General features: G+C 52.5%; 15 protein-coding genes. 13 read left to right on the top strand and 2 right to left on the bottom strand.

The genetic code is table 11. From position 1 onward, the window contains the following. Window positions 1–485: 485 nt before the first annotated feature. Window positions 486–1,826, top strand: a complete 1,341-nt coding sequence (locus PCO85_13735; protein ID WJV52304.1) for an anaerobic C4-dicarboxylate transporter — start codon at window positions 486–488, stop codon at window positions 1,824–1,826. Between the two features lie 101 nt (window positions 1,827–1,927). On the opposite strand, the gene gltP is transcribed toward PCO85_13735, so the two are convergent. Next, window positions 1,928–3,244 carry a glutamate/aspartate:proton symporter GltP gene (gltP, locus tag PCO85_13740; GenBank protein WJV52305.1) on the bottom strand — a complete coding sequence of 439 codons (1,317 nt, stop codon included), beginning with the start codon at window positions 3,242–3,244 and terminating at the stop codon, window positions 1,928–1,930. A gap of 657 nt (window positions 3,245–3,901) precedes the next feature. On the opposite strand from gltP, the gene PCO85_13745 reads away from it, so the two are divergent. Continuing rightward, window positions 3,902–4,888: a DMT family transporter gene (locus tag PCO85_13745; protein ID WJV52306.1), complete on the top strand. Its 987-nt coding sequence runs from the start codon at window positions 3,902–3,904 to the stop codon at window positions 4,886–4,888. Between the two features lie 266 nt (window positions 4,889–5,154). Here the strand turns inward: PCO85_13745 and hypC are convergent, their stop codons facing one another. Continuing rightward, window positions 5,155–5,424 (bottom strand): HypC/HybG/HupF family hydrogenase formation chaperone, encoded by a 270-nt coding sequence (hypC, locus tag PCO85_13750; GenBank protein ID WJV52307.1) that lies wholly within the window; start codon window positions 5,422–5,424, stop codon window positions 5,155–5,157. A 403-nt stretch (window positions 5,425–5,827) separates the two neighbouring features. Between hypC and PCO85_13755 the strand changes: the two genes are divergently transcribed. From PCO85_13755 to hycI, 11 genes are read left to right on the top strand one after another with little or no spacing between them, the layout of a single operon-like run. Beyond that, the gene (locus tag PCO85_13755; GenBank protein ID WJV56088.1) at window positions 5,828–6,454 is read left to right on the top strand and encodes a 4Fe-4S dicluster domain-containing protein; all 627 of its coding nucleotides are present in this window, start codon (window positions 5,828–5,830) and stop codon (window positions 6,452–6,454) included. Then, a complete protein-coding gene (gene hyfB / locus PCO85_13760; protein WJV52308.1) occupies window positions 6,451–8,472 on the top strand; it encodes a hydrogenase 4 subunit B in 2,022 nt (673 codons plus the stop codon). Before PCO85_13755 ends, hyfB begins: the two co-directional genes overlap by 4 nt. Window positions 8,473–8,485: 13 nt before the next feature. Continuing rightward, entirely contained in the window at window positions 8,486–9,433 is a 948-nt protein-coding gene (locus PCO85_13765; GenBank protein WJV52309.1) for a respiratory chain complex I subunit 1 family protein, read from the top strand. A gap of 16 nt (window positions 9,434–9,449) precedes the next feature. Next, the gene (locus tag PCO85_13770; GenBank protein WJV52310.1) at window positions 9,450–10,904 is read left to right on the top strand and encodes a hydrogenase 4 subunit D; all 1,455 of its coding nucleotides are present in this window, start codon (window positions 9,450–9,452) and stop codon (window positions 10,902–10,904) included. A 9-nt stretch (window positions 10,905–10,913) separates the two neighbouring features. Next, window positions 10,914–11,564, top strand: coding sequence for a hydrogenase 4 membrane subunit (gene hyfE / locus PCO85_13775; protein ID WJV52311.1), 651 nt, complete (start codon window positions 10,914–10,916; stop codon window positions 11,562–11,564). A 5-nt stretch (window positions 11,565–11,569) separates the two neighbouring features. Further along, window positions 11,570–13,207: a hydrogenase 4 subunit F gene (locus PCO85_13780; GenBank protein ID WJV52312.1), complete on the top strand. Its 1,638-nt coding sequence runs from the start codon at window positions 11,570–11,572 to the stop codon at window positions 13,205–13,207. Further along, window positions 13,200–14,927: a hydrogenase large subunit gene (locus tag PCO85_13785; GenBank protein WJV52313.1), complete on the top strand. Its 1,728-nt coding sequence runs from the start codon at window positions 13,200–13,202 to the stop codon at window positions 14,925–14,927. The genes PCO85_13780 and PCO85_13785 overlap by 8 nt, the downstream gene beginning before the upstream one ends. A gap of 11 nt (window positions 14,928–14,938) precedes the next feature. Continuing rightward, a complete protein-coding gene (hyfH, locus tag PCO85_13790) occupies window positions 14,939–15,508 on the top strand; it encodes a hydrogenase 4 subunit H (protein ID WJV52314.1) in 570 nt (189 codons plus the stop codon). Next, window positions 15,505–16,296, top strand: a complete 792-nt coding sequence (locus PCO85_13795) for an NADH-quinone oxidoreductase subunit B family protein (protein ID WJV52315.1) — start codon at window positions 15,505–15,507, stop codon at window positions 16,294–16,296. The genes hyfH and PCO85_13795 overlap by 4 nt, the downstream gene beginning before the upstream one ends. Continuing rightward, window positions 16,293–16,697 carry a formate hydrogenlyase maturation HycH family protein gene (locus tag PCO85_13800; protein ID WJV52316.1) on the top strand — a complete coding sequence of 135 codons (405 nt, stop codon included), beginning with the start codon at window positions 16,293–16,295 and terminating at the stop codon, window positions 16,695–16,697. The genes PCO85_13795 and PCO85_13800 overlap by 4 nt, the downstream gene beginning before the upstream one ends. A 22-nt stretch (window positions 16,698–16,719) precedes the next feature. Next, window positions 16,720–17,169: a hydrogenase maturation peptidase HycI gene (hycI, locus tag PCO85_13805; GenBank protein ID WJV56089.1), complete on the top strand. Its 450-nt coding sequence runs from the start codon at window positions 16,720–16,722 to the stop codon at window positions 17,167–17,169. Window positions 17,170–17,200: the final 31 nt, after the last annotated feature.

Raw genomic sequence — 17,200 nt, forward strand, 5'->3', positions numbered from 1 at the left:
GCGCGTTAATATTGACATTAATATTAATAAAGCGAGCAATAAAAAAATAATATAAAAACATGATATTTATCAATTTATTACGTTAAGTACCATACGTTATCCATTTCAGAAATCATTTAGATTAAGACATTTATTAGTATTAATCGCCAATAAAAAACAAACCAAGAACCTTATTACAACAAAAACAAAACAATAATATAAACAAAAAATCGACAACAAAGCCAAAATCAAACCTGAAAATAACGCTCAATATTCCAGATTATTTAATAAACTAATTTTATAATTAAAAAACTAAAAAAACCAATAATTATTTATTATTGCAGAGGAGTTCTTTTATTTAAGATAAATTTAAGACAAATTAAAGAAACATTAAAAATAATAGACTCAGATCAAGAAAAAAAATGATCAATAATATCTATAGTAGCCGTGACGAAAGTAAGCCAATCTTAATTAATTAACTCGTCATTATGAGTAATGGGGAATCTATGGACTTTATCATTCAGCTTATCATTGTCTTGATATGCCTGTTTTATGGCGCACGTAAAGGTGGGATCGCGCTGGGTTTATTAGGCGGTATCGGACTTGTCATTCTGGTTTTCATTTTCAAACTTCCACCAGGAAAACCACCAGTTGATGTAATGCTGGTTATTATTTCTGTAGTCGCCGCATCCGCAACATTGCAAGCATCTGGTGGTTTGGATGTCATGTTGCAAATGGCGGAAAAAATGCTGCGCCGTAATCCGAAATATGTTTCGATTATTGCGCCGTTTGTCACCTGTATCCTGACCATTCTTTGTGGTACTGGACATGTGGTGTACACCATTTTGCCCATTATCTATGACGTGGCAATCAAAAATAATATCCGCCCTGAACGTCCAATGGCGGCCAGTTCTATCGGTGCCCAGATGGGGATTATTGCCAGCCCGGTTTCTGTCGCCGTGGTATCGCTGGTTGCCATGTTGGGTAACTTTACCTTTCAGGGTAAACATCTTGAATTTCTGAACTTACTGGCAATCACGGTTCCGTCAACCTTATTGGGTATTCTGGCTATCGGGATTTTCAGTTGGTTCAGAGGTAAAGATCTGGATAAAGACCCCGTTTTCCAAAAATTTATTTCCGTACCGGAAAACAAAGAATACGTCTACGGTGATACCGCTACGCTGCTGGATAAAAAACTGCCGCGCAAAAACTGGGTAGCCATGTGGATCTTCCTGGCGACTATTGCGGCTGTAGCGTTGATGGGGGCAATACCCAGCCTGCGTCCGATATTTAACAACAAGCCGTTGTCCATGGTGTTGGTCATTCAGATGTTCATGCTACTGTCTGGCGCCATCATCATCATAGCGACTAAAACCAATCCCGCGTCTATTTCGAAAAACGAAGTGTTTCGTTCAGGGATGATCGCTATTGTCGCGGTGTATGGTATTGCCTGGATGGCGGAAACCATGTTCGGCGCCCACATGTCGCAAATTAAAGATACACTGGGCGCATTGGTAAAAGATTATCCCTGGGCTTACGCGTTAATCCTGCTGCTGGTTTCCAAATTCGTCAACTCTCAGGCCGCAGCACTGGCTGCCATTGTGCCTGTAGCACTGGCGATTGGTGTTGATCCCGCCTATATCGTGGCATCAGCGCCAGCCTGCTACGGTTACTACATTCTGCCGACTTACCCCAGCGATCTGGCTGCCATCCAGTTTGACCGCTCCGGTACTACCCACATTGGTCGTTTCGTCATTAACCACAGTTTTATTTTGCCAGGGTTGATTGGCGTGAGTACATCCTGTGTCTTTGGCTGGATTTTAGCGGCACTGTACGGCTATTACTAACCGCGCGATGCGCCGGATGGTTCAGGGAAATCCGGCGTTAACGTGAAAAAGGTTTTCAATCGTCAAAAAACCGGGCAATGCCCGGTTTTTTTATGGATACGTTACTCCTGACTGGCGGGCCGAGCCTCAAGTCCGATCAATTCACGCTCGTAAGCCCGTGCTTTCTCCTCGTCAAACTGACCTTCCCATTTGGATATCACCAGCACCGCCAGTGAGTTACCTACCACATTGAGCGCGGTACGCGCCATATCCAGAATACGGTCAACCCCGGCGATAAACGCCAGGCCTTCCAGCGGAATCCCGACACTGCCCAACGTCGCCAACAACACCACAAAAGAGACCCCTGGTACACCGGCGATGCCCTTGGACGTCAGCATCAGTGTCACCACCAGCAACAGTTCCTGGCTGAGAGAGAGGTCAATACCATAGAGTTGGGCGATGAAAATGGCGGCGATACTCTGATACAACGTAGAGCCATCCAGGTTAAAAGAGTAACCAGTTGGCACCACAAAACTGGTGATGGCTTTCGGCGCACCATACGCTTCCATTTTTTCAATGATCCGTGGCAGTACGGTTTCCGAACTGGCTGTGGAATACGCCAGAATCAGTTCATCTTTCAGAATGCGGATCAACATTGTCACGCGCAGACCACTCACGCGTGCCACCAATCCCAGTACCACCAGCGCAAAAAACAGGATGGCGACATAAACCAGTATCACCAGTTTTGCCAGTGGCCACAGTGAAGCAAAACCGAAATTGGCCACAGTGACGGAAATCAACGCAAACACCCCCACCGGAGCATAACGCATGATCATATGTGTCACTTTGAACATGGTCTCCGATGCACTGCGGAACACATTCAGCAAAGGTTCACGCTGTTCTCTCGGTAGCGAGGACAAGCCCAACCCAAACAGTACCGAGAAAAAAATCACCGGCAGCATATCCCCTTTAGCCAATGCGGCAAAAATATTGGAGGGAATCAGCGACAGAATAGTCCCCACCAAACTGTGAGTACCGCTTTGTACTTGTTGCGTGGTTTTTTCATACTGGGAAATATCCACCGAGGTCAGCGTCGACATATCGATGCCATAACCAGGATGGAAGACATTCGCCAACGTAATACCGAGAATAATGGCCAATGTCGTAATGATTTCAAAATAGACGATGGTCTTTAAACCGATGCGCCCCAATTTCTTGGCATCACCAACACCGGCAATTCCCACCACCAGCGTAGTAATAACAATGGGGACCACAATCATCTTGATTAACCGTATAAATATGTCCCCTGCCGGACTAAGGATATTACTGATTAGCCATTGCTTGTCATTGGGATACTCATGTAAAAGTGCACCGACAACAATACCAATAATCAGTGCGATGAGGATTTGCCAGGCAAGACTAACTTTCTGTTTTTTCATAGTGATAATCCATGTTTATGCTCCCTGCGACCACCCTGTGGCAAAACGACTGCCAGCAATAAATTCAGCTCAAGCTGAATTGGTAAAACGAGGAGAGATTACGGAGATAAGATGTTGTTATTATCGTGATAAACCATTTCATTTCAGCAAGCCACAGACTTGAAAATCACATAGTTATTCATAAAAAACGAACAAGTATTTGATTACAAAAATAAAACATATTCCATAAGTTATTGTTATCGCCGAGAATGCTACTATCCAGAACAGATGAGATCAAGAAAATCGTAAAATTGATAGTTCATAACTATGCTGAATGGCATGCCATAATGGTCATCATGTGCGTTATACCCGATCGCAAAAAAGGGCTGCCATCTCGCAGATATAGCAGCTCACGCCGGACCAGGAAGGGAGAACCGCGTATTAACTACGTCGGCCAGGTTGTAATGACAATGTGAAGATTCACGGATAATTTTTTAACTGCTGAAAGTTCACACCTTACTTCAAGTCAATTATGCTAGTGGCCATTATCAGTACAAAGTTTTGCTATTCCATACCAATACCTAATTTGATTCTTTTATGGTTTTTCTATCACCCGTATTTCGGTTAGCAAGATCATCGTTCCCCTTGGATAGGTTTAACTACAGAACAGGAAGGCTAATGTTAACCGGTATAATATTTGCGCTGTCCGCAGGCTTGATGTGGGGATTGATATTTATCGGGCCGCTACTCATACCCGACTACCCAGCCGCCTTACAGTCTACCGGGCGTTACCTCGCGTTTGGTCTGATTGCCCTCCCGCTGGCCTGGAGTGATCGCGCCCGTCTGACGCAGCTAACCCTTCAGGACTGGCTTGAGGCACTGAAGCTTTCGACGATCGGCAACCTGCTGTACTACCTCTGTTTGGCCAGTGCCATCAAGCGAACTGGCGCACCGATTACTACCATGATTATCGGAACACTACCGGTGGTGATCGCCATAAGCGCCAACCTGCTTTATAGCCGTCATGATGGTCGCTTATCATGGCGACGCCTGACACCCGCGCTGGGGCTGATTGCTGTGGGGTTAATCCTGGTGAATATAGCGGAGATCACCAATGCGTCGGCACCGCTATCGTTATGGAACTACCTCAGTGGCATGGCACTGGCCCTGCTGGCCGTTGTCTGCTGGACCTGGTATCCATTGCGCAACGCTCGCTGGTTACGCCAACATCCGGATAAAAACCCAGGCACTTGGGCTACTGCACAAGGTGTCGCGACACTACCACTGGCACTGGTGGGATACCTGCTGGTTGGTGGTTATCTGGCGTTGACCGAGCCGCACTTCGCACTCCCTTTCGGCCCACGACCGGAGGTATTTATTACGCTGATGGTGATCATCGGCCTGTTCAGCTCCTGGCTCGGCACGCTGTGTTGGAACGAGGCTAGCCAACGCCTGCCCACCGTATTAGTGGGGCCACTGCTGGTATTTGAAACGCTGGCGGGTCTGGCATATACCTTTTTACTGCGCCAATCCTGGCCGCCATTGCTGACATTATGCGGAATTATCTGCCTGATCAGTGGCGTCATTTATACCATGCGAATTAAACCGAAACCGATGGTTTCCACCGTATCGCCGCCGCCCATGACTGACCACGAACATGGTTGAAGCCGCGCCAGAACAGATCAAACAGACGATCGGCGCTGCGGAGGCACATTATATATACCCCAAATAATTCAAGTTGCAGGAAGGCGGAAAGAGAGTGAATCCCGAGGAGCTTACTCAGGTAAGTGATTCGGGTGAACGAACGCAGCCAACACACCTGCAACTTGAAGTATGACGGGTATAACCCGTATATGGGGTAACAATATTATCCCCGCCGCGTAGTCATCTCGATAAAATGAGTGCGGGATGGCAGGCTAGCGACATCTCCGTCAGGTTCTCAGAAACACCGTCACGTCCTGTTCTACTTCTTCCATCTGTCGTAATGCGTCCAACGTATCACGGGCTTCACGTTCGTCGAGGCGGCTCATGGCAAACCCGACATGAACCAGAACCCAACTGCCGATCAACGGTTGCTGATCGTCATCACCCACGATCAATGCCACATTGACCTCACGCTTTACGCCACAGACATCCACCCACGCCAATTGGCGATCCACTGACGCCCACTCCACGACCTGACCCGGAATACCAAGACACATATCCAGCTCCTCTCGATTGTCGACACAAAAAAGAATGAAACAGACTAAGCAAATTTAATGCCAGCGATCTTGATTACACCCAACCGAACCATAAAAACAGCGCTTATGACGATAATTTACCTTTTGATTCCCACTGTTTTGGCGAAAAACGCATCATCTTCCTTCTTCCGGTGTTTTATCCAGAATGAAAAAATCTTTTGCTGTCGATAGTGACGAGATTGCCTTCATTGTCGGAAAGAACCGTCGTCACTAATGTCGAGCGACGTTTTTCACACCACTCATTTTTCAGAAAAAAGAGAGCAACACATTGATTTAAAATAACTAAGTAAGAATTCAACTCACATGGCATGGAATATGCTTTCCGGCGATAGACTACTTCATCATGACCCCGGAGGGTATGGCTATGAACCGCTTCGTCATTGCGGAGCCAAAACGTTGTATCGGATGCAACACCTGTATGGCCGCCTGTACACAGGTACACCGCCAACAGGGACTACAGACACATCCGAGATTGACGGTCGAGCGCGATGCCGGTGGCACCGCTCCGGTACTATGCCGTCACTGTGAGGATGCGCCTTGTGCCAAAGTATGTCCGGTCAATGCCATTACGCATCAGGATAATGCGGTGGTACTGGATGAGAATACCTGCATCGGTTGCAAGCTTTGTGCTATCGCCTGTCCATTTGGCGCAATCACTCCATCAGGCAGCAAGCCGCTGTCTATTCCGGAAACTTTTGATCAGCATATTCCGCTGTCCATGCTCTCTGACGTGCCGGTCAGCGTTTCCTCTATTCATCCGTTCCTGTCATGGAATGCCGGTGTTCGCAGCATTGCGGTGAAATGCGACTTGTGTGACTTCCTGGAAAATGGCCCGGAATGTGTGCGTGTCTGTCCGACCAACGCCTTGTATCTGGTCGATGACCAGAGCATGGAAAACGCTATAGCCGCCAAGCAGAAACAGGCGATGGAATGGCCGACCGGTAATATTCCTTTCCCGCCAACGGAAACTGAACGGGAGCCAAAATTATGATGACTGCATTGCAATGGCTGAGTCTGTCACTGGCATTTTATCTGGCGGGCGCACTGCTTTCCCTGTGTCTGTCGCGTCAGGAGTCGCTGGCTATCCGCCTGAGTGGACTCTGTTCGTTTGTCGGCGGTTGCGCCGGCGTCGCGGCGGCATTACCCCTATTACTCGGTGGCCCGGTCGTCACTGCCATGTTTAGTGGTCCCTTTGATGCCTTCGCCCATCTGACCTTACGTCTTGATGCCCTGGCGGCATTTATGGTGATGGTGATCTCTCTGCTGGTGATGATGACATCGCTCTACTCACTGGCTTACCTCCAGGAATACCGCGGACGCGGCGCCTGGGCGATGGGGTTCTTCATGAACCTGTTTATCGCCTCGATGGTAGCGCTGGTGGTGGTGGATAACGCTTTCTACTTCATTATTCTGTTTGAAGTGATGTCCCTTAGCTCCTACTTCCTGGTGATTTCCGAACAAAACGAAGAAGCGGTCAGCGCTGGTCTGCTCTATTTCCTGATTGCCCACGCCGGTTCGGTGCTGATCATGATCGCCTTCTTCCTGCTCTACCGGCATAGCGGTAGCCTGGATTTTGCTGATTTCCGCAAGGCATCGCTATCTGCACCGCAGGCTTCCGTTGTCTTCCTGCTGGCGTTCTTTGGTTTTGGTGCCAAAGCCGGGATGTTGCCATTACACGGCTGGTTGCCACGCGCTCACCCGGCAGCACCGTCACACGCTTCCGCGTTGATGTCCGGCGTCATGGTGAAAATCGGTATCTTCGGGATCATCAAAGTCGGTATCGATCTGCTCGGTGCCACCGAAACATGGTGGGGCGTGGTGGTATTGGTGTTTGGTGCGGTGTCTTCGGTACTGGGTGTGCTGTATGCGCTGGCCGAACACGATATCAAACGGCTGTTGGCTTACCACACGGTAGAAAACATCGGCATTATTCTGATGGGCGTCGGCGTTGGCATGATTGGCATTGCCACGCATCATCCACTGCTGGCGATGCTGGGTCTGCTTGGTGGCTTGTATCACCTGCTTAACCATGCCGTGTTTAAAGGCTTGTTGTTCCTCGGGGCCGGAGCCGTCATTTATCGTCTGCACACAAAAGACATGGAAAAAATGGGGGGTCTGGCTCGCCTGATGCCACGTACCGCACTGGCATTTATGGTCGGGTGTATGGCGATCTCCGCGCTGCCGCCACTGAACGGTTTTGTCAGTGAATGGTTCACCTATCAGTCTCTGTTCAGCCTCAGTCACGACGGCAGCTTTGGCCTGCGTCTGGTGGCGCCAATTGCCATCGTGATGCTGGCGATTACCGGTGCGCTGGCAGCCATGTGCTTTGTCAAGGTTTACGGTATCAGTTTCTCTGGTGCGCCACGCAGTGAAAAAGCCGCTCAGGCCCGGGAAGTCCCGTGGCCGATGACCACCGCCATGCTGTTGCTGGCGTTACTGTGCGTGCTGCTGGGTATCGGTGCCAGCGAGATCGCTCCCATCATCGCACAAGTGGCCGCCAGTCTGACCCACAATAGCGCCCCGACCGTGGCACTGGGTATGCAGGTATTCCCTGGCAATCCGCAACAGACCACACTGAACACCCCATTGATCTTCATTCTGTTGCTGGCATTACCGCTGCTGCCGCTACTGCTTTACGTCGGCTGTCGCGGTGCTCGTCTGAACTTCCGTCAACGCGGCACGCCGTGGGCTTGTGGTTATGGTTATGAAGCCTCGATGGCGGCATCAGCAGGTAGCTTTACCCAACCGTTACGCGTGATGTTCGCGCCACTGTACCGGATGCGTAAAACTCTGGATCCCGCCCCGGCGATGCAAAGCGCACTGGAACATACCACCCAGGCAGCAGGATACGTCGAACCGGTGTGGGACGACCATATCGTGGCGCCATTAGTGCGGGGCGTACAACGTCTCGGCCGCGCCGCGCAGTGGATTCAGAATGGTGACTTCCGGGTCTACTGCCTGTATGTGGTCGCCGCGCTGGTCATTCTGATATTCGCGACAATGGCCTAAGGAGAACAGGATCATGACTCACGTTTCCGTACTTACCCTGATCGTCTGTGCCCTGTTACAGGCCGTGCTGTTACTGGCTATTGCACCGCTGATGTCTGGCATGTCGCGGGTCATCCGCGCCAAGATGCACTCTCGCCAGGGGCCGGGCATATTGCAGGATTACCGTGACATCTTCAAACTGCTGCGCCGTCAGGAAGTGGCGCCGCAGCACAGCGGTGGTGTCTTTCGTCTGATGCCGTTTGTGTTGCTGAGCACCATGATGGTGGTGGCGATGACGTTACCTATCATCACCGATGCCTCTCCGTTCGGGGCGGGTGGCGACATCATCACCCTGCTCTATCTGTTTGCGGTGTTCCGTTTCTTCTTCTCGCTATCCGGTCTGGATTCCGGCAGTAGTTTCGCCGGGATTGGTGCCAGCCGTGAGCTGACACTCGGCGTGCTGGTGGAGCCGATCCTGATTCTGGCGCTGCTGGTGGTAGCACTGATTGCCGGATCGACCAATATCGGCAACATCAGTGAGCAGCTGGCCAACGGCCATTGGGTTTCACCGACCGCAACCGTACTGGCGCTGCTGGCCTGCGCCTTCGCCGTTTTCATCGAGATGGGCAAAATCCCGTTCGATGTAGCCGAAGCCGAACAGGAATTACAGGAAGGCCCGCTGACCGAGTATTCCGGTGCTGGCCTGGCATTGGTGAAATGGGGTATCAGCCTGAAACAGGTGGTGGTTGCCGCGCTGTTTCTGTCAATTTTCATCCCGTTTGGTAAAGCCGCCAGTGTCTCGCTGGCGGGCATACTGTGGGGTTCACTGACCTTTGTCATCAAGCTGGGAGTGGTATTTATCGTTGCCGCCCTGATTGAGAACAGCCTGGCCCGTGGACGTTTCCTGCTGACCGGACGAGTTACCTGGCTGGGCTTCGGCGTTGCGGCGCTGGCGTTCGTTTTCTATCTGACTGGTCTATAAGGAGTAAGCATTCATCATGGAGACTTTTGCAATAAAGAATGTTGCCCTTGCGACCATCCTGCTGCCGTTCTTCGGCGCACTGTTGATCGCTTTTATGCCGCAGCGACAGGCCAAAATCCTGTGCAGTCTGTTCGCATTGCTGGCGACGCTCGGCATGGCCTGGCTGGCCTGCGCCTATTTCAACAGCGGGAAGACGGACGTCACCTTCACCCTCTACCGCTACGGCCAGACTGAAATCTTCGGATTCATACTGGACCGAATCAGCCTGCTGATTGGCTTTGCCGTGGTGTCCCTCGGCCTGCTGGTGAGCATTTATTCCTGCGGTTACCTGACGCTGGGTAACCGTGAACATCCCCATGAAGGGACCAACCGTTATTACGCGCTCCTGTTGGTGTTCATCGGCGCGATGGCCGGGCTGACACTCTCTTCCACCATTCTGGGGCAGTTGCTGTTCTTTGAAATCACCGGAGGATGTTCCTGGGCGCTGATCGGCTACTACCAAACCCCCAAGTCGCTGCGCTCGGCGATGAAAGCACTGTTGGTAACCCACGTGGCCTCCATCGGGCTTTATCTGGCGGCGGCGTATCTGTTCGTCAACACCGGCACCTTTGCGCTCAGCGCGCTGTCGCAGTTAGATGAAACCGGCAAGATCATCGTGTTCAGCGGAATTCTGTTTGCCGCCTGGGGGAAATCCGCCCAGTTCCCGTTACACGTCTGGTTGCCGGACGCGATGGAAGCACCCACACCGGTCAGCTCGTACCTGCACGCCGCGTCAATGGTGAAAGTGGGGGTTTACATTTTTGCCCGCGCCATTCTGTCTGCTGGTGAGGTTCCGCACGTGATTGGCGTCGTCGGTATCGTGATGGCCACCATTACCCTGGTGTATGGCTTCCTGATGTATCTGCCGCAAAAAGATATGAAACGTCTGCTGGCCTACTCCACCATCACCCAGCTGTCTTACATCTTCTTTGCGCTGTCACTGTCGATCTTCGGCTCACGCATGGCCTTTGATGCCGGTATTGCCTACATCTTCAACCATGCTTTCGCCAAGAGTCTGTTCTTCCTGGTGGCGGGCGCGCTCAGCTACAGCTGCGGTACCCGTATGTTACCGAAGCTGAAAGGGATCATGCGCAAGATGCCGCTGCTGGGCGTGGGATTCTGCGTCGCAGCGCTGGCGATCACCGGGGTGCCGCCTTTCAATGGCTTCTTCAGTAAATTTCCGCTGTTTGCCGCCGGTTTTGCGCTGTCCCGTGAACAAGTGTGGTTGCTGCCACTGCTGATCATCACGCTGATTGAATCGGTTGGCAGCTTCGCCTGGTTCCTTTACTGGTTTGGCCGCACCGTACCGGGCGAACCTTCGGAGGAAGTGGCTACCGCGACACCAGTGCCCCGCTCCATGCAGGCGGTGCTGTTGGTACTGATTGGGATGTCACTGTTTTCCAGCGTCATTGCCGCCCTGTGGCTGAAATAAGGAACGATCATGACTGGATCACTTATCGTAAATAACCTGGCCGGACTGCTGATCATCACTTCACTGCTGGTGATCGGCGCCAGAAAGCCCACCACCTCGGCTTGTCTGTACGCACTGCAATCGTTAGTGCTGGTGCTGATTTTCATTTCACTGGCCAATACCTTGCACGCACCGGAGTTGTACTGGTGGTCCATCAGCGCCTTTATCACCAAAGTGGTGCTGGTGCCGACCATCATGTACCGCTCCTTCCGTAAGCTGGCCGACCCGAAAGCCGATGGCGGCGTGCTCAGCCCGGCGATGATTATTCTGATCGCCACGGTGATTGTGGTACTGAGCTACTTCGCGGTGGCCCCGGTGCAACTGCCGATGGTCAGCGAACTGAAACCAGCGCTGGCAGTATCGCTGGGACATTTCATGATTGGCCTGCTGTGTATTGTCAGCCAGCGCAACATTCTCAAACAGGTATTTGGTTACTGCCTGATGGAAAACGGTGCGCATTTGACGCTGGCGTTGCTGGCAAACCGCGCACCGGAGCTGGTGGAAATCGGTATCGCTACCGATGCCATTTTTGCGGTCATCGTGATGGCACTGATGGCACGCAAAATCCATCGCACACTTAACACGCTGGATGTTCAGCAACTGACAGCGCTGAAAGGGTGAATAACATGAGTAATATCGATCTCTTTCTCATCCTGCTGGGTTCGCCGCTGGTGGTCGCCCTGTTGGCCTTTGTCTGCCGCTTTACCGGCGGCGCGGCGCGCGGGTTGGTCAACCTGTTGCACTTGCTGGGTATCATCGTGCTATTGGTTGTCACGCTGTTCGCCGTGTGGACCGTCTACCAGCACGGCGAGTTGCTGGCCGCCAACCGCTGGTTGCATCTGGATAGCCTGAGCGCCCTGTTCCTGGTCATTCTGGGTATCATCGGCTTTATCACCGGCCTCTATTCGATCGGCTATATGCGCCATGAAGTGGACAGTGGTGAAATCACCGTGACCACATTGTGCAACTACTACGGTTTCTTCCACCTGTTCCTGTTCACCATGCTGTTGGTGATCACCAGTAACAACCTGATCCTGATGTGGGCGGCGATTGAAGCCACCACGCTCAGCTCGGCGTTTCTGGTGGGGCTGTACGGTCAGCGTTCCTCGCTGGAAGCGGCCTGGAAATATATCATTATTTGTACCGTGGGTGTCGCGTTTGGTCTGTATGGCACGGTGTTGGTGTATTCCAATGCCGCCAGCGTGATGGCTAACCCTGGCGACGCCATTTTCTGGACTGAGGTGATGAAACACGCCAGCCAGCTAGATAGCACGCTGATGCACCTGGCATTTATCTTCATCCTCATCGGCTTTGGCACCAAAACCGGCCTGTTCCCGATGCACGCCTGGTTACCTGACGCACACAGTGAAGCCCCCAGCCCGACCAGTGCGCTGTTATCAGCGGTACTGCTGAACTGTGCATTATTGGTAATAATCCGCTATTACATGCTGATCAGTGCCGCTATTGGCCCCGAGTTCCCACAACGACTGCTGATTATTTTCGGCACGATGTCGGTCGCCGTGGCCGCGTTACTGATTCTGGTACAGCGTGACATGAAGCGTCTGCTGGCCTATTCAAGTATGGAAAATATGGGGCTGATTGCCGTGGCGATCGGTATCGGCGGCCCGCTGGGCATACTGGCGGCGTTGCTGCATACACTGAACCATAGTCTGGCGAAAACCCTGTTGTTCTGCGGTTCCGGTAATGTGCTACTGAAATATGGCACCCGCGACATGGATGCGGTGAAAGGAATTCTGCGCGTGATGCCGCTCACCGGCGCGCTGTTCGTGGGGGCGCTGGCTCTGGGCGGCATGCCGCCATTCAATGTGTTCCTGAGTGAATTTCTGACCATTGTTGCCGGTATTCACGGCGGACATCTGGTGCTGGTGATAGTGCTGCTGGTGCTGCTAACCGTGGTATTGGCTGGTCTGGTACGCATGATAGCCAGTACCGTACTGGGCAGTCGCCCGGAAGCGGTCAGCAAAGGTGAACTGGGTTGGTTGACCACCGTCCCGATGGCGGTTCTGCTGATACTGATGCTGGTAATGGGCACCCATATTCCACAGCCGGTTACCCACCTGCTGGAAAACGCCACCACCATCGTACTGAACAACGGCAAGCCAGCCGAAACGCAGCCATTTTCCTTGTCATGGCAGTCATTGTTTCATCGTCAAACGGCGATTACCACCACCGCAACGGACGCTGCGCCGCTGGCTGAGCATTCATCGTTAACCCCTTCCCGTCAGGAGATGTACCGTGATTAATGAAACCCCTGTTGCCAACCTGGACAAACTGGGTGCTGGCTATGTCGCCCGCGTCAGAGAGAAATTCCCGGCGACAGTCCTGGAGGAGGAGTGGCAAACCCACAACCAACTGACCCTGACCGTCAAACTGAACATGCTGCCGGAGGTAGTGGAATTTCTGTACTACCAGAATGGCGGCTGGTTATCGGTGTTATTTGGTAATGATGAACGCTCACTCAACGGTCACTTCGCGGTCTACTACGTGCTGTCGATGGAAGAAGGCGAAAAATGCTGGGTGGTAGTGAAAGCCCTGGTGAATCCTACCGTACCGGAATTCCCGTCCGTCACACCACGCGTACCGGCTGCCGTCTGGGGTGAGCGCGAAGTGCGCGACATGTACGGACTTATCCCGGTGGGTCTACCGGATGAACGCCGTCTGGTGTTACCGGATGACTGGCCGGACGAACTCTATCCGCTGCGTAAAGATTCAATGGATTACCGCCAGCGCCCGACACCAACCTGTGACGACGAGTCCTATACTTTCGTCAACGAAGCCACTGGCGACACCCGAGTGGTGCCAATTGGTCCGTTGCATATCACCTCGGACGAACCGGGCCACTTCCGTCTGTTTGTCGATGGTGAACAGATTATTGATGCCGATTATCGCCTGTTCTATGTCCACCGCGGCATGGAAAAACTGGCGGAAACCCGCATGGGTTACAACGAAGTGACTTTCCTGTCTGATCGGGTATGCGGCATTTGTGGTTTCACCCACAGCGTGGCCTATACCTCGTCGATTGAAAACGCGCTGGGCATTCCGGTACCGCCTCGCGCCCATGCCATCCGCAGCGTGCTGTTGGAAGTGGAACGTCTGCACAGTCATTTGCTGAATATTGGGTTGTCCAGCCACTTTGTCGGCTTTGATACCGGCTTTATGCAGTTCTTCCGGATACGTGAAAAATCCATGCAGATGGCGGAGATGCTGACTGGCGCACGTAAAACCTACGGTCTGAACCTGATTGGTGGCGTGCGCCGCGATATTCTGAAAGACAGCCGGTTAAAAACCATCAAGCTGGTGCGGGAAATGCGTGAAGAAGTCACCCAACTTACCGATATGCTGCTCAATACCGCCAACATGGGACAACGCACCCAGGGTATCGGTATCCTGGATCGCAAAGTGGCGCGTGACTACAGCCCGGTCGGGCCGATGATCCGCGCCAGCGGCTTCCAGCGTGATGTGCGTATCGATCATCCGTTTGCCGGTTACCTTGACCTGCCGATGGAGCTGCATCATCTGGATGCCGGCGACGTCTATTCGCGGCTGCTGGTGCGCGTGCGTGAAGTCTTCACCTCACTGGCGATGATTGAATTCGGTCTGGATAACCTGCCGGAAGGCCCGCTGCTGAACGAGCATTTCACTTATCAGCCGCATAAATTCGCACTGGGCTTCACCGAAGCGCCACGCGGTGAAGATATTCACTGGAGCATGACCGGCGATAACCAGAAACTGTTTCGCTGGCGCTGTCGTGCCGCCACCTACGCCAACTGGCCGGTACTGCGTTACATGCTGCGCGGTAATACCGTTTCTGATGCGCCGCTGATTATCGGCAGTCTCGATCCGTGCTACTCCTGTACCGACCGGGTAACACTGGTGGATGTGCGTACGCAGAAAATCACCACCGTGCCTTATAAAGAAATGGAGCGTTACGGTCTGGAACGCACCAACTCGCCGCTTAAATAGAGAGATGCATTATGTTGAAACTGTTTAAAACTATCCTGAAAGCGGGCAACAGCACGGTGAAATACCCGTTTGCCCCGCTTGAAGTTGCGGCGGGTTTTCGCGGTAAACCCGAGTATGACCCGGAACAGTGTATTGCCTGTGGCGCCTGCACCATGGTCTGCCCAGCGAATGCACTAACCATGGAAAACGACGTGGTGAACGGTACCCGCACCTGGCAGTTGTTTCTTGGCCGCTGCATCTTCTGTGGGCGCTGCGAGGAAGTGTGTCCCACCCGCGCCATCGCGCTATCGCCGGAGTTTGAAATGGCGGTCAGCAATAAAGCCGACCTCTATCAACGGGCAACGTTCAAATTGCTGGACTGCCATGTCTGCCATCGTCCGTTTGCACCGCAAAAAGAGGTGGAATATGCCATGGCGCTGCTGGTGCAATCCGGGTTGACGGAAGCTGAAGTAGAATCTCAGCGCAGCCGTTTTGAAACCTGTCCCGAATGTAAACGTAAACAGAATATGAACCAACGGGGTAACGTGATGTTGAGTCAGCATCTGTCCGCCCCGACGACCAGAGAGGGAGAGCGCTCATGAGCATGCTGCCTGATGGTGTCGATCACTATCGCACTACGCCTATCACCCTTGATGAGCAGGCGATTAAACTGAAAAAAACGCTGCTGAAGGACATTCAGCGTTCTGCCTATGTTTACCGCGTGGACTGTGGCGGCTGTAACGGCTGTGAAATCGAAATTTTTTCCGCCATTACGCCGCTGTTCGACGCCGAACGCTTCGGTATCAAGGTAGTGGCTTCCCCTCGTCACGCCGATATCCTGCTGTTCACCGGCGCGGTCACCCGCGCCATGCGCACACCAGCGCTGCGTGCCTATGAATCGGCGCCGGATCCGAAAATCTGTATCTCGTACGGTGCCTGTGGCTGCGGCGGCGGTATCTTCCACGATCTGTATTGCGTGTGGGGTGGTAGCGACAAAATCGTGCCGATTGACGTGTACATTCCCGGATGCCCGCCAACCCCCGCCGCCACTATCTATGGTTTCGCCGTGGCGCTGGGCCTGCTGGAGCAAAAGTTGCACGGCAGCGACCATACTCAGGGTGATAACGAAAAAGCGACCTTGATTCACCCGGATGTTCCACTCGATTTACGCATTCTGTTGGAGCGTGAAGCCCGTCGTATGGCCGGTTACTGGCAAGGTCGGGAAATCAGCGACAGCTTTTTGGCCTTGCTGGAAAACCAGCCGCTGGAAGGGCTTGATCAACGTATCAAGGCCTACCTTCAACAACATAACGATCCGCGACTAACGGAAATCTTCGGCCAGTTGCAACAGATTTATCTGTCGTTACTTAATGGGGAGCGTTTGCGATGAATACGCGGGTCATTTTCTATGCCTTGAATCAGAAATTTCTCGATACACAGGACAAGATCCCGGAGCAGGCGCAGCAGGTCATGTACTACTCGCTGGCTATTGGTCATCACGTCGGGGTCATTGATTGTCTGAAACGGGTATTGGAATGCCCGCTGACAGAGTACGAAAGCTGGATCGATCAACTGGCGGAGGGTGAAGCCAAACGAAAAATGGCCGGTTTGATGAAATTCGGTGAAATTACGATTGATAGCACTCACACCACCCTGTTGGGTGGTGCTTTCAGCACACTGGACAGCACGCAGGACCACTACGCTGAATGGACCCGCACCCTGATGGACTATCTGGGGGCGATTGACCGTGAAACGGCTCTCTACCTGATGGTGAAACGCGTTGATTACTGAACGTCCACTACGAACTGAAAATATGGTGCTTACCGTCGGTAATACCATGATGGGCGACGATGGCGCGGGTCCGTTGCTGGCCGAGCGCATGACGCAACAGCCGATTGATGGTTGGTCGGTGATTGATGGCGGCGCCATTCCAGAAAACACGGCGCACACGCTACGCGAACTGTGTCCACAGCGCCTGCTGGTGGTGGACGCCACTGATATGGGTCTCAACCCTGGCGAAATCCGCATCGTCAATCCTGATCGTATCGCCGAAGATCTGTTGATGAATACCCACAACCTGCCGCTAAATTTCCTCATTGATCAGTTGAAGGAAGACATTCCCGAAGTGATTTTTATCGGCATTCAGCCAGCACTGGTGGCGTTCTATTTTCCCCTCGGCCCGGAAGTCACTCAGGCGGTAGACACATTGTACCAGCGGCTGGCGACCTGGGAAGGCAATGGCGGGTTTAGCCCGTTGGAATGATTACCCCACCCTAACCCTCTTTTCGGCAAAA

The organism is Prodigiosinella aquatilis (assembly GCA_030388725.1).
GTDB classification, from domain to species: Bacteria; Pseudomonadota; Gammaproteobacteria; order Enterobacterales; family Enterobacteriaceae; genus Prodigiosinella; species Prodigiosinella aquatilis.

Excerpts from the sequence above, each read along its gene's own strand:
- PCO85_13735 (WJV52304.1), top strand. The coding sequence starts at position 486 with ATGGACTTTATCATTCAGCTTATCATTGTCTTGATATGCCTGTTTTAT.
- gltP (WJV52305.1), bottom strand. The coding sequence starts at position 3,244 with ATGAAAAAACAGAAAGTTAGTCTTGCCTGGCAAATCCTCATCGCACTG.
- PCO85_13745 (WJV52306.1), top strand. The coding sequence starts at position 3,902 with ATGTTAACCGGTATAATATTTGCGCTGTCCGCAGGCTTGATGTGGGGA.
- hypC (WJV52307.1), bottom strand. The coding sequence starts at position 5,424 with ATGTGTCTTGGTATTCCGGGTCAGGTCGTGGAGTGGGCGTCAGTGGAT.
- PCO85_13755 (WJV56088.1), top strand. The coding sequence starts at position 5,828 with ATGAACCGCTTCGTCATTGCGGAGCCAAAACGTTGTATCGGATGCAAC.
- hyfB (WJV52308.1), top strand. The coding sequence starts at position 6,451 with ATGATGACTGCATTGCAATGGCTGAGTCTGTCACTGGCATTTTATCTG.
- PCO85_13765 (WJV52309.1), top strand. The coding sequence starts at position 8,486 with ATGACTCACGTTTCCGTACTTACCCTGATCGTCTGTGCCCTGTTACAG.
- PCO85_13770 (WJV52310.1), top strand. The coding sequence starts at position 9,450 with ATGGAGACTTTTGCAATAAAGAATGTTGCCCTTGCGACCATCCTGCTG.
- hyfE (WJV52311.1), top strand. The coding sequence starts at position 10,914 with ATGACTGGATCACTTATCGTAAATAACCTGGCCGGACTGCTGATCATC.
- PCO85_13780 (WJV52312.1), top strand. The coding sequence starts at position 11,570 with ATGAGTAATATCGATCTCTTTCTCATCCTGCTGGGTTCGCCGCTGGTG.
- hyfH (WJV52314.1), top strand. The coding sequence starts at position 14,939 with ATGTTGAAACTGTTTAAAACTATCCTGAAAGCGGGCAACAGCACGGTG.
- PCO85_13795 (WJV52315.1), top strand. The coding sequence starts at position 15,505 with ATGAGCATGCTGCCTGATGGTGTCGATCACTATCGCACTACGCCTATC.
- PCO85_13800 (WJV52316.1), top strand. The coding sequence starts at position 16,293 with ATGAATACGCGGGTCATTTTCTATGCCTTGAATCAGAAATTTCTCGAT.
- hycI (WJV56089.1), top strand. The coding sequence starts at position 16,720 with ATGGTGCTTACCGTCGGTAATACCATGATGGGCGACGATGGCGCGGGT.